The sequence below is a fragment of the Bradyrhizobium sp. USDA 4504 genome, assembly GCF_054063995.1.
The window spans coordinates 5,156,392-5,168,839 of record NZ_JBSSGV010000001.1; the positions used below are offsets into that span (position 1 = coordinate 5,156,392).

11 protein-coding genes are annotated in these 12,448 nt (G+C 64.8%); 8 read left to right on the forward strand and 3 right to left on the reverse strand.

Going from position 1 to position 12,448, the window contains the following annotated elements:
* Positions 1-98 precede the first annotated feature (98 nt).
* On the reverse strand, positions 99-1,592 hold the full coding sequence (locus ACVMB1_RS24255; RefSeq protein ID WP_076830680.1) for a flavin-containing monooxygenase: 1,494 nt from the start codon (positions 1,590-1,592) through the stop codon (positions 99-101).
* A gap of 224 nt (positions 1,593-1,816) precedes the next feature.
* Here ACVMB1_RS24255 and ACVMB1_RS24260 point away from each other — a divergent pair.
* Positions 1,817-2,759, forward strand: a protein-coding gene (locus ACVMB1_RS24260; protein ID WP_456835514.1) for an IS630 family transposase whose coding sequence is annotated in 2 segments (ribosomal slippage) — positions 1,817-2,155 and positions 2,157-2,759 — 942 coding nt in all. Because the reading frame shifts where the segments join, the coding sequence is not laid out codon by codon here.
* Between the two features lie 22 nt (positions 2,760-2,781).
* Here ACVMB1_RS24260 and ACVMB1_RS24265 read toward each other — a convergent pair.
* Complete coding sequence (locus ACVMB1_RS24265; protein ID WP_057019245.1) at positions 2,782-3,231, reverse strand: cupin domain-containing protein; 450 nt, start codon at positions 3,229-3,231, stop codon at positions 2,782-2,784.
* Positions 3,232-3,494: 263 nt separating this feature from the next.
* On the opposite strand from ACVMB1_RS24265, the gene ACVMB1_RS24270 reads away from it, so the two are divergent.
* The 4 genes from ACVMB1_RS24270 (at position 3,495) to ACVMB1_RS24285 (ending at position 6,465) form a co-directional block, all read left to right on the forward strand.
* Positions 3,495-4,523: an AraC family transcriptional regulator gene (locus ACVMB1_RS24270; protein ID WP_076830671.1), complete on the forward strand. Its 1,029-nt coding sequence runs from the start codon at positions 3,495-3,497 to the stop codon at positions 4,521-4,523.
* Positions 4,524-4,620: 97 nt separating this feature from the next.
* Positions 4,621-5,487 (forward strand): S1C family serine protease, encoded by an 867-nt coding sequence (locus ACVMB1_RS24275; protein ID WP_076830668.1) that lies wholly within the window; start codon positions 4,621-4,623, stop codon positions 5,485-5,487.
* On the forward strand, positions 5,484-5,855 hold the full coding sequence (locus ACVMB1_RS24280; protein ID WP_057019243.1) for a response regulator transcription factor: 372 nt from the start codon (positions 5,484-5,486) through the stop codon (positions 5,853-5,855). Before ACVMB1_RS24275 ends, ACVMB1_RS24280 begins: the two co-directional genes overlap by 4 nt.
* 397 nt (positions 5,856-6,252) lie before the next feature.
* Entirely contained in the window at positions 6,253-6,465 is a 213-nt protein-coding gene (locus tag ACVMB1_RS24285; protein WP_057019242.1) for a hypothetical protein, read from the forward strand.
* Between the two features lie 139 nt (positions 6,466-6,604).
* Here the strand turns inward: ACVMB1_RS24285 and ACVMB1_RS24290 are convergent, their stop codons facing one another.
* Positions 6,605-6,955 (reverse strand): hypothetical protein, encoded by a 351-nt coding sequence (locus ACVMB1_RS24290; RefSeq protein ID WP_057019241.1) that lies wholly within the window; start codon positions 6,953-6,955, stop codon positions 6,605-6,607.
* A gap of 331 nt (positions 6,956-7,286) precedes the next feature.
* Here ACVMB1_RS24290 and ACVMB1_RS24295 point away from each other — a divergent pair, with 331 nt between their 5' ends.
* The 3 genes from ACVMB1_RS24295 (at position 7,287) to ACVMB1_RS24305 (ending at position 12,232) form a co-directional block, all read left to right on the forward strand.
* Positions 7,287-8,396, forward strand: coding sequence for a mandelate racemase/muconate lactonizing enzyme family protein (locus ACVMB1_RS24295; protein ID WP_141340048.1), 1,110 nt, complete (start codon positions 7,287-7,289; stop codon positions 8,394-8,396).
* A 219-nt stretch (positions 8,397-8,615) separates the two neighbouring features.
* Positions 8,616-10,034: a M20 family metallopeptidase gene (locus ACVMB1_RS24300; RefSeq protein WP_141340047.1), complete on the forward strand. Its 1,419-nt coding sequence runs from the start codon at positions 8,616-8,618 to the stop codon at positions 10,032-10,034.
* 407 nt (positions 10,035-10,441) lie between these two features.
* Positions 10,442-12,232 (forward strand): peptide ABC transporter substrate-binding protein, encoded by a 1,791-nt coding sequence (locus ACVMB1_RS24305; protein WP_057019238.1) that lies wholly within the window; start codon positions 10,442-10,444, stop codon positions 12,230-12,232.
* Positions 12,233-12,448: the final 216 nt, after the last annotated feature.

The window sequence follows — 12,448 nt, forward strand, 5'->3', positions numbered from 1 at the left end:
CGCAGATGCGGGGACGGCCCCTCACCCCAACCCTCTCCCCGTAAGAACGGGGAGAGGGAGCGCAGCGCCCTTGCTGCTCGCCCCCATCCCGTGATGCTCTACGCCACCGCTCTGTATGCTGGCGCAGTCGCGAGGAAGCGGGCATAGGCGTCGGCGTCCGGCGGCGTGAACTTTTCGACGAGCGGGTTGCGGCGCGACGCCTTGGTGCCGATGTCCGCCAGCAGCTCGTCGAAATGCTTGAAGTGGTACGGCGCGACGCACAATCCGCCATAGACGCCCGCTGCCGGACGCTCAACGCGCTTGAAGTTCAGCATCATCGCGATGTTGTCGTGCATCTCGGCCGCGCTCGGCTGCCGCGCCAGCTGGCCGTCGGCGTAGCGCACCAGCCAGTTCGCAGCGAGATCGGCGCACAGCACGGTGCAGAAGCTCGAATTGAAGCCGACGAAGCCCATGTCGGGCAGATCGGGATTGGCGATCAGCCGGTAGAGCCGGTACTGCCCGTCGGGCTCGACCAGCTTGCTCTGATACTCCTCGGGCAGGAACGGCACGCCGAGCTTGTAGCCGATCGCGAGCACCGCGACGTCGGCCGCGACGCGCTGGCCGCCGCTCATCACGATGGTCTTGCCGTCGTAATGGTCGAAGGTACCGCGCACCGCCTTGATCCGGCCGTCGGCGACCATCGGATAGAAGCCGGGGGTTGCGATCGGCACCGAGCAGTTGACGCCGTCCTCGATCCGCTCCTTCGGCACCATGCCGCATTGCTTCAGCTTGAGCTGCATCTTCAGCATGCTCTCGAGCCCGCGCCAGTTCGCCCACACGAACGGCTTTGCCACGACATGCGCGAGGCGCGCCATCGGCCCGATGCCCCAGCTGGCAAACATCTCCTCCTGGGCGCGGATGTAGAGGATGCGCTTGAAGTTGACGAGGCCGCCGACGAAATAGGGAATCCGCCAGACCGGCTCGCGAAACACGATGGTGACTTCGCTGGCGCCGGAATTGACCGCATTCACCGCGATGTCGGTCGCCGATTTGGAGCCGCCGAGCACCACCACCTTGCGGCCCTTGGCAAGCGTTGGATCGCCGTATTGCGATGAATGCAGGATCTGCCCGCCCTGCGCCTTGAAGCCGTCCTCGCCGGCCAGCGGCAGGGCCTGCGGCTCGTTGAATTGCCCGGTGCAGACCGCGACGAAGTCGAAATCCTCGTGGCCGGTGGCGCCGTCGGTCGAGCGCAGCGCCAGCGTCCAGCCCGGCCTGCCGTCAGTGCGACGCGTCATGGTCTCGACCTTGGTGTCGAACCGCATCGCGCCGTCGAGCCCGTGGCTGCGGGCATAGTCGCGCAAGTAGGCATGAACCTGCGGACCCTTCGGCCATTCCGGATAGGACTCCGGCATCGCCTTGTCGGTGTAGCGATAGAGCTCCTTCGGGCTCTGGGTCTGCACGTCGGGATAGGAGCGCGCCGGCTCCCAAACGCCGCCGAGATCGCCGCTGCGCTCGATGATGGTCACCTTGTGGCCGCGACCGGCAAAGGCCTTGCCGGCGGCGAGCCCGGAAATGCCGGCGCCGATGACGCACACATGCTTCTGCTTGACCATGAAACCGCTCCGAATTGAATGAACAGGTCCAATTTCGTTAAGCGCACGCGTCCCCGTCATCGCCTGAGTCCAGCTCCGGCGATTGCCGCCTCGTGTGCGTATTGTCTGTTTGACCGCCGGGCTAGAGCGGTTTCCAGTTGAGGTGAATCGGAACAGTCAAAGGGGATTCCCACGGGCACGCAAATCAGATTCGGTGTTGCCCGCGACAACATGCGGGGCATGCGATGGCGAAGGGATACTCCAAGGACCTCAGGGTGCGTGCGGTTGAGCTTGTTGAGTCCGGCGAAAGCGCACGTGAGGCTGCGCGCATTCTCAATCTCGGCGCTTCGACTACGATCCGATGGATGGATCGTTGGAGGAAGACCGGAAACGTTGAGGCCAAGCCCGGCACCGGGCACAGCCGCTCGCCGTTGGAGCAGCACAAGCAGTGGCTGATCGAGCTGATCGCCGCGGAGCCGGACCTGACGCTCGAGGAGATCCGCGCGCGTCTGCGCTCTCAGAGAAAGCAAAAGGCCGGCATCGGTTCGATCTGGCGTTTCTTCGACCGTCACAGCATCACCTTCAAAAAAAACACTGCACGCCGCCGAGCAGGATCGACCTGACGTCGCTGCCGAGCGTGCCGCGCTGAAAGCCGAGCAGCCCAAGCTGCGTGCACCGCGCCTCATCTTTATCGACGAGACTGCGGTCACGACGAAGATGGTCCGGCACTATGGGCGCTCTCCTCGCGGTGAGCGCCTCGTCTCTGGCGTGCCCCATGGTCACTGGAAGACGCTGACGCTTGTCGCCGCGCTGCGCATCGATGGCCTCACGGCGCCCTATGTCATCGACGGTGCAATGGATGGGCCCTCGTTCCTGGCTTATGTCGAGCAAGTCCTGGCGCCGACCTTGCGCAAGGGCGACATCGTCTTCATGGACAACTTGCGCACTCACAAGATCGCCGGTGTCCGCGAGGCGATCGAGGCTGTCGGCGCCCGCGTGCGTTATCTGCCGGCCTACTCGCCCGACCTCAATCCGATCGAACAGGCCTTCTCCCGGTTGAAAGCTGCGCTGCGCAAAGGCGCCACCCGCACGGTCCAAGCCCTGCTCAAACTCATCGGCAAACTCGTCAAGTCGTTTGCGCCGCAGATGTGTGCCAACTACTCTAGGCATGCTGGATACACCAGATGATCCACATCATGTGGAAAATGCTCTAGTCGTTGGCTTCCGGCGGCAGGAAGTCCACCTCGTGCTCGGCGGAGATACGCACCACCTCGGCGGGGTCCTGCAGATTGTGCAGCTTCTCGAACAGCGCCTCGAGCTTCTGCATCGGCGACACCCAGAACAGCGCCCGCGCCGGCTTGTCCGACTTGTTGAAATAGCCGTGCGGGATGCCGCGCGGCATGCGCACGAGGTCGCCGGCCTTGGCCTGCACCCAGACGCCGTCGAGCTTGAGGTCGAGCACGCCTTCCTGCACCAGGATGAACTCGTCCTGGGTCGGGTGGATGTGCACCGGCACGAACTGGCCGGGATCGCTGTTGGTTTCGAACGCGAAGGTCGAGTCGGTGACCGCCTTCGGATAGTAGATTTGGCCCAGGATATTCCAGGTCTTGCCGCCGTAGCCGGTGCCGGTTCGGGTAATGCCTTTTTCGAGCGTGCCCATGTCAGCCTCTCCAGTTTTGATGCGCAGTGCCGGCACGGAGCCTGTCGCCGGCCGGTGAGGCTGTCTAGCCGATAAACGAATCCACACCCGGCACCTTCATGCTGCAATGCGGGAGCATTGCGCCGGCCAGCTGCTGCCCAATGCCGTCGCATCGTCCTGACCGCCGATCAGGCAGATTGCACGACGAAACGGCGTTCCCCTTTGCCGCGGGATGCTCTAGGCTGCCTGATGTTTTAGACCTCAAACAACTCCGGACGGCCGGCGTGACTGCTGTTGGCAACGAGGTTTCGGCAAGCGCAAATCCGGCAAGCGCAAGGCTCAAGGATTTCGCACGCGTCGCGACGGCGCGCGTCGACGACGCGGCGGAAGCGATCGGCCGCATCTTCTGTCCGCACGATCTGACGCCGGTCGATCATTCCGCGAGCGATTTCTCCGCGCATCACAATTGCGCCGACTTCGACGGCTTCTCCGTCAACTATGTCGCCTATGGCGGATCGGTCGCGATCAATCCCGGCTGCCTCGACCGCTTCTTCCTGCTGCAGATGCCGCTGTCCGGCTCGGCCGCGGTGCGGACCGCCGCGCGCGAGCTCACCACCGGACCACGGCACACGGCCTCGCTGCTGTCGCCGACCATTCCGACCGAGATGACCTGGCGCGGCGACTGCGCTCAGCTGATCTTGCTGCTCGACCGCAAGCTGGTCGAGCATCGCGCCGCGGCGCTTGGCGGCGTGGCGGTGAGGCCGGTCGAGTTCGATCCGGCCGTCGCGCTGAGCGGGCCACTCGGGCAGACGCTCTCGGCCAAGATCGAGCAGCTTGTCACGGCCGCCGAGCAGCTCGGGCCGCGCAAGGCTTTGTCGGCGGTCGCGGCGGCCGATTGGCGCGAGTCGTTTCTCAATGTGCTGCTCAACGAGCAGCGGCACAGCCTGAGTTCGGCGATCGATGTCTTCAACGGCCGCACCGAGGCCCAGCCGGCCGCCTTGAAACGCGTGCGCGCCTATCTGGAGAGCCGCGCGACCGAGCCGATGGACCTCGCCGAGCTCGCGGAGATCGCGGGCACCGGCATCCGCGCGCTGCAACTCGGCTTCCGCCGTCACTTCGGCACCACCGTGTCCGAGATGCTGCTCGACATCCGCCTCGCCCATCTCAACGCCCGCCTCAAGACGGCGCGGCCGGGCGAGCGCATCGTCGATATTGCATTCGACCTCGGCTTTACCCATCTGAGCCGGATGGCGAGCGCCTACCGCGCCAAGTTCGGCGAGAGCCCGAAGGCGACCCTGCAGCGGCTGAGCTGAGCGGCAGTTCCGGGCGGCCCGGCCACGCCCTGCCCATCCGGCCAGTATCGCCGTCAGCCGCGACATCCCAGATTGAGGGAAGCCAACGGAGTTTCCCATGACCGAACCGAATATCCTGTCATCGCTGTCATCCGCCCTTGCAGAGACCATTGCACGCGCTGCGCCCGCTATCGTCTCCGTGCATTCGCATCGCGCGCGCGCCTCCGGCTTTGTCTGGAAGGCGGGCTTGATCGTCACCGCCGACGAAGCGCTGGCCGACGAGGGCGAGATCGAAATCCAGTTCGCCGACGGCAGCCGCAGGCCAGCGACCGTCGTCGGACGCGACCACACCACCGACGTCGCGCTGCTGCACGTCGAAGGCGATGTCGCCCCCGTCAAGCTCTCGACCGAGAACCCCGCGCTGGGATCGCTCGCGGTGATCGTCGCCGCCGACCGCGGCGCGCCGACCGCGCGGCTCGGCATGGTCGCACTGTCCGGCCCGGCCTGGCGCAGCCTGCGCGGCGGCGAAATCGATGCACGGATCGAGCTCGACGTCCGGCTGCGGCACAGCCAGCAGGGTGGCCTCGCGCTGAACGCCGCGGGCGAGCCGTTCGGCATGGCCGTGCTCGGCCCGCGCCGCGTGCTGACGATCCCGGCGACGACCATCGAGCGGGTCGCAGGCCAGCTCGAGAAGAGCGGCCGCATCGCACGCGGATATCTTGGCGTCGGATTGCAGCCGGTCCGTCTCGACGACGGCCTCGGCGCGATGGTGATGAACGTCGACAAGGCCGGCCCCTCGGCCGCCGCCGGCATCCGGCAAGGCGACGTGATTATTGCCGTGAATGGCGAGAAGCTGTACGGCGTGCGCGCGCTGTCGCGCGGCCTCGGACCGCAGAGCGTCGGCACGGTGGTCGAGCTCACCGTGCATCGCGGCGGCGAGCCGCTGAACTTCAAGGTGACAGTCGGCGAGAGGCCCGAGACGTGAGCGGTGAGCCGGCCAACGACATCGTCATCGCGCTCGAGGTCGACGACGCCGTCCTCGCCGACCGGCTGGCGACCCTGCTCGGCAGCGTCGCCGGCCTGCGGCTCGCCGCGCCGGGCGAACAGGCCACGGCTGCGGTCGTCGCACGCAACCGCGAGGCCGCGGGCGGCGACTTCGAGCTGACGCCGCGCGAGCTCGACGTGCTGGCGCTGCTGGCGGAAGGCGCGTCCAACAAGATGATCGCACAGCGGCTCGGGATTTCCGTCCACACCGCCAAGTTTCATGTCGGCTCGCTGCTCGACAAGCTCGACGCCACCGGCCGCACCGACGCCGTCGCCCATGCCGCGCGGCGCGGGGTGATAAATTTGTGAGGGCTGGGATGACTGTTGTAGTGACGCTGAGCTGAGATTTCTCCACCCGTCGTTCCTGCGAAAGCAGGGACCCGTACGCTGCGGCGGATGTTGCAGGCAGGACTCGTCATTGTCGTCCTGGCGAAAGCCAGGACCATAACCACCGCATTTGACAGTGAACGAGATCGTGGCCCTAGCGTCGCGCAACATTGCGCACTTGGGGTAATGGGTCCTGGCCTTCGCCAGGACGACTGCGAATCTTCGTGCGCACTCGTCAGTTGCACGCAGCCACTGCACAGCGACCCCAAATCAGTGATTTGGAAAATTCCGCCCTGCGGACACCCGACTCAGTATTCGACCGGATACAGACGCCTTCACGATCTGGCTATGCAATCTTCAGCCAACAAGAAGAAACGGCATGAAGAAGCTGATCGGTCGTCATCGGGACATTCAATACACACTCACCAACATCGAACCCGACCTCTGGGCCTGGTCGTTCGACATCAACGGCAAGACCAGGCAAGGCACCACGCGCGCGCGGCTCGACCTGCTGGCGCGGCGGCGCGTCTGCACGCTGATCGATCGCGAATTGAAACGCGCGGAACGTACCAGGCCCAACGAGCCTGACTGATCGCTCTCCCCGGTGAGGGTCCATTGGACGGGCCGCGCCTATCAGAAATGAAAACTCCCGCAGCGCCGGCTGCGGGAGTTGTTGGCATCGGTGGCCGCGGGGAGGTCCAACCACCGATACCGACATTCGCTGACCCTGGTCAGGCTGTTTTGGCGAACATCGTCAGCACGCCATCGGCAATGTTGATAGCGACGACCTGCGACGAAGTCAGGCCCTTGGCCTTGAGCGCGGAGACCGCCTGCGGTGTCGCGTCAATCGACTTCCGAAGCGACTGGATGTCGTCTTCCTTGGTCTTTGCCATCGCATCCTCGATCTTCGATCGCATCTCGGGCTTGAGGTCCTTGATGTCGACGACCTGTATGCTCCGGATGACGGTGGACTGATCAGATGACTGCGGCGGCGCATTGGGTTGCGTGCCTTGCGCTTGCACCAAGGCGGGCGTTCCGAGGACGAGCGCGGCAACAGTGACGAATGCTGTGAGATTGCGCATGGTCGATTCCTTTTCGAGGTCAGCAAGCGATAAAACCTACGCGCGAAGTTTGGCTGACGTCTGATTTTTCCATGGCCATTCATTGGAGCCAATGCGACCGCAATGCGGGCGTCGAAGCCCGCTCAGCCGCAGCGTCGACGTCCAGCACGCGGCATCGCTCGTCGCCACGACACCCGCACGGTCCCAGTCCGTTATGACCGCCGATCTGCATGGCGGTCATATGCTTTGCATCTCCGAAGGCACGCCGATCGCTCAAGGCAGACATTCGCAGGCGCAAGGTTGCAGGCAGCCGGGGCTTTTGAGATCGTGTGTCACGCATTGCATTCGTCCCATGACAAGGAGTTCCGGCGTGGCCATCCTCAAGGACCTCAGCATCGGATTCTACAAGATCCCGCTCCCGGTGGTGCTGAGCGACAGCACGCATGGCGAGATCAAGGCGTTCGAGCTCGTCACGATCCGCGCCCGCGATGCCGACGGCGCGGAAGGCACCGGCTACACCTACACGGTCGGCCGCAATGGCGGCGCCATCGCCGATATCCTGGGCCGCGAAATCACCGAGATCGCGCGCGGGATGGAGGCCGACGACACCGAGCAGCTTTGGCACAAGGTGTGGTGGGCGCTGCATTATGGCGGCCGCGGCGGGCCGGCGGTGCTGGCGCTGTCCGCGCTCGACATCGCGTTGTGGGACCTCAAGGCGCGGCGGGCATCGCTGCCGCTGTGGCGGCTGCTCGGCGGCTTCGACCGTCGCGTGCCCTGCTATGCGGGCGGCATCGACCTCGATCTGCCGCTCGATGGCCTGCTCAAGCAGACCGACGACAATCTTGCCAAGGGCTTTCGCGCCATCAAGATGAAGGTCGGCCGGCCGAGCCTTGCGTCCGACGTGGCGCGCGTGAAGGCGATGCGCGGCCATCTCGGCGACGAGTTTCCGCTGATGGCCGACGCCAACATGAAATGGACCGTCGAAGAAGCGATCCGCGCCGCGCGCGCCCTGCAACCCTTCGACCTGACCTGGATCGAGGAGCCGACGATTCCGGACGACGTCGCGGGACACGCTCGCATCGTGCAGGCCGGCGGCGTGCCGATCGCGGCCGGCGAGAACCTGCGCAGCCTGTGGGAGTTCAAGCCGTATATCGCCGGCGGCGCGCTGTCCTATGCCGAGCCCGACGTCACCAATTGCGGCGGCGTGACCAGCTTCATGAAGATCGCCCGGCTCGCCGAGGCCTTCAATATTCCCGTCACCAGCCATGGCGCGCATGACATCACCGTGCATCTGCTGGCGGCGTGCCCGAACCGGTCGTATCTCGAGGCGCACGGCTTCGGCCTCGACCGCTATATCGAGCACCCGCTGGTTCTGGAGCAGGGCATGGCGATCGCGCCGGATCGCCCGGGGCACGGCATCGCCTTCGACTGGAAAGGCCTGGAGCGGCTCAGCGCCGCCTGACGCAGAAACATTTCTGCACACCAAGACGTGACATTCGGAAAAGCAGGTCTTCCGGCGCGCGCTAGGCGGCGTCGCGACAAGCTGCTAGCGTTTCGCGCTTCAGATTGCCCAAAGAGCGATGAGATCATCGCGCTTTGGCTCATTGTCTGAGCATGATCTTTTCGGAAAACCGCTTCACACTTTTCCGGATCATGCTCTAGCGTTAAGGGATCGGAGCAAATGGACAACCGTAGTGATGTTTGGCGCGGCGTCGACGCGATCAAGCCGCGTTTCATCGAATTGAGCGACCGGGTCTGGGCGATGCCCGAGGTCTGCTACACCGAGGCGCGCTCATCCGCCGAACATCTGGCCGAACTGCGCCATCAGGGTTTTCGCATCACCGAGAACGTCGCCGACATCCCGACCGCGGTGATGGGCGAATGGGGCGAAGGCGGCCCGGTGATCGCCTTCCTCGGCGAGTATGACGCCCTGCCCGGTCTCAGCCAGGAGGCCGGAATCGCCGAGCATCGCCCGGTCGAGAGCGGCGGCCACGGCCATGGCTGCGGACATAATCTGCTCGGCTCCTCCGCGCTGCTCGCCGCGACCGCGGTGAAGGACTGGCTTGCGGCCAACAAAGTGCCGGGCCGCGTGCGCTATTACGGATGTCCTGCCGAGGAAGGCGGCGCGGCAAAGGCCTTCATGGTGCGCTGTGGCGCGTTCGAGGACGCCGACATCGCCATCACCTGGCATCCGCACAGCTTCTGGGAGGTGGCGGTGACGCCGTCGCTCGCCAACACCCGCGCCGATTTCATCTTCACCGGGCGCACCTCGCATGCGGCAGCCTCGCCTCATCTTGGCCGCAGCGCGCTCGATGCGGTGGAATTGATGAATGTCGGCGTCAACTACATGCGCGAGCACATGCCGAGCGACGCGCGGGTGCACTACGCGCTGCTCGACACCGGTGGCATCGCGCCCAACGTGGTGCAGGCCCATGCCCGGGTGCGCTATTCGATCCGCGCCCGCGACCTGCCCGGCATGAACGAGCTGGTCGAGCGCGTGCACAAGATCGCGCAGGGCGCGGCGCTGATGACCGAGACCAAGGTGGAGATGAAGATCATCTCCGCGGTCTCCAACATCCTGCCCAACACGCCGCTGGAACAGACGCTGCACCGGATCATGGAAGAGCTCGGCCCGCCGCATTTCGACGATGCCGACAAGGATTTCGCCGGCAGGATCCGCGCAACCCTGACCGACAAGGACATCGCCTCGGTCTATTACGCGATCGGCATGGAGCCGACCGACCGGCCGCTCGCCGACTTCCTGGTGCCGATCGACGCCAAGCGCAATCCGCTGATCGGCTCGACCGACGTCGGCGACGTCAGCTGGGTGGTGCCGACCGTGCAGGTCCATGCACCGACGGTTGCAATCGGCACGCCGTTCCACACCTGGCAGGTTGTGGCGCAGGGCAAGACGCCGGCCGCGCACAAGGCGATGGTGCAGGCCGCCAAGGCGATGGCCGGCCTCGGCGTCAAGGCGCTGATGGAGCCGGAGCTGATCGCGGCCGCCAAGGCCGACCTCAAGAAGCGGACCACAAGAACGCCCTATGTCAGTCCGCTGCCGGCGAATGTTGCGCCGCCGTTGAACATGTCGATCGCCTGAGAGCAGCGTGTGCGGGCCGGACCTGTTCTTGGCAACGAGGTCCGGCTAGGGCCCGCTCCGATTGGACCGGAACGGGGCTCTGGATTTTTGTTTGACGCGCTTTCTTCACGCGAACCGGCAGCCAGTTCGCGCGAATACGCTGCTGCGTGGCAAAAAAGCATCTCGGAACAAAGGATAACGAACAAATTTTCCGCACTGCGCGGCGCGCAAGGGCGTGCTTTGGCGCCGATCTGCTGAACCGGTGTGCGGCAAGGGGAGGTTCTGCACAAGCGATAGCCAAAAGACCTAGGCGCTGAAGGGCGGGAGGCGTTGACCTTCGCGGTCATTCGGTGTGCCATCCTGCCGCCAACACGGCGGCCGGTTCCACGGCCAGCCGCAATAACCAATTGAGCCGGACCGAGGGGACAATGTTCGACAGGAATCTGCGTGGCATGATCGACGACGTGAAGGACGGGCGGATGGATCGCCGCGCCTTCGTCAAGCGAATGATTGCCGTCGGCCTCACCGCGCCGATGGCCAACCAGATCCTTGCGATCGGCGGCGTCGCGATGGCGCAGAGCCCGAATCCCTACAAGCCGACCAAGCGCGGCGGCGGCGGTCCGCTGAAGCTGTTGTGGTGGCAGGGCCCCACCCTGCTCAATCCGCACTTCGCCACCGGCACCAAGGACCAGGACGGCTCGCGGCTGTTCTACGAACCGCTGGCAAGCTGGGACGTCGACGGCCATCTCAACCCGATCCTCGCCGCCGAAATCCCCTCGATCCAGAACGGCGGGCTTTCCAAAGACGCCAAGTCGGTGGTCTGGAAACTCAAGCCCGGCGTCAAATGGCATGACGGCAAACCCTTCACCGCCGACGACGTCGTGTTCAACTGGGAATATGCCACCGACCCCGCGACCGCAGCCGTCTCGAGCGGGACCTATTCCGGCATGACCGTGGAGAAGGTCGACGACCTCACGGTCCGCATCAAGTTCAAGGATCCGACGCCGTTCTGGGCCAATGCGTTCGTCGGCGCCTATGGCTGCATCATCCCAAAACATCTCTTCGCGGAGTACAAGGGCAGCAAGTCGCGCGAGGCGCCGAACAATCTGAAGCCGGTCGGCACCAGCCCCTACAAGTTCGTCGAGTTCAAGCCGGGCGATCTGGTGCGCGGCGAAATTAATCCCGATTACCACATGCCGAACCGGCCCTATTTCGACACGATCGAAATGAAGGGCGGCGGCGATGCGGTGTCGGCGGCGCGCGCGGTGATCCAGACCGGCGAATATGATTTCGCCTGGAACATCCAGGTCGAGGACGAGGTGCTGCTGCGGCTGGAAAAGGGCGGCAAGGGCAAGACGCTCTATGCCGTCGGCGGCGACATCGAATTCATCGCCATCAACTTCACCGACCCGAACACCGAGGTCGACGGCGAACGCTCGTCGATCAAGACCAAGCATCCGATCCTGTCGGATCCGGCGGTGCGCAAGGCGCTGGCGCTGCTGGTCGACCGCGACTCCGTCAAGAAGGTGATCTACGGCCGCGCCGGCCGCGCCACCGCCAATTATCTCAACGGCCCCGAGGAGTTCGTTTCCAAGAACACCAGATGGGAGTTCTCGGTCGAGAAGGCGAGCGCGCTGCTCGAACAGGCCGGCTGGAAGGTCGGCTCCGACGGCATCCGCGAGAAGGACGGCAAGAAGCTGAAGCTGCTGTACCAGACCTCGATCAACGGCCCGCGGCAGAAGACCCAGGCGATCGTCAAGCAGGCCTGCCAGAAGGCCGGCATCGACGTCGAGCTGAAGTCGGTGGTGGCCTCGGTGTTCTTCTCCTCCGACGTCGCCAACCCCGACACCTATTCCAAGTTCTACGCCGACATCGAGATGTTCCAGATCCCGATGACACAACCCGACCCGGGCCTGCACATGCGCCGCTATCTGTCGCGCAATGTCGCGACCAAGGAGAACAAGTGGCAAGGGCAGAACTTCCCGCGCTGGGTCAACAAGGATTTCGACGCCGCGATCGAGGCGGCCGATACCGAGACCGATCCGATCAAGCGGGCCGAGCTCTACATCAAGTGCAACGATCTGATGTGGCAGGACACGGTGGTGATCCCGGTGATGCACCGCCTCGCGGTGGAAGCCTGCTCCAACACGGTGCGGCCCGCGCTCTCCGGCTGGGCCAACCAGACCGACAATCTGCAAGACTGGTATCGTGAAACCTGAGACACGGGGACAGGTTCGGAGTTTGAGTAGGTGCATCTTCTCCCTCTCCCCGTTCTTACGGGGTCGAGACGAGCGGGAGCTCGCTCTTGGAGGGTTGGGGTGAGGGGCTTTCGCAGCAAACACCGTGAAAGATGAGTTCGTGGAGACTCCCCCTCACCCGGAATTCAAGCCGTGCTTGAATTCCGACCTCTCCCCGCACGCGGGGCGAGGTGAAGC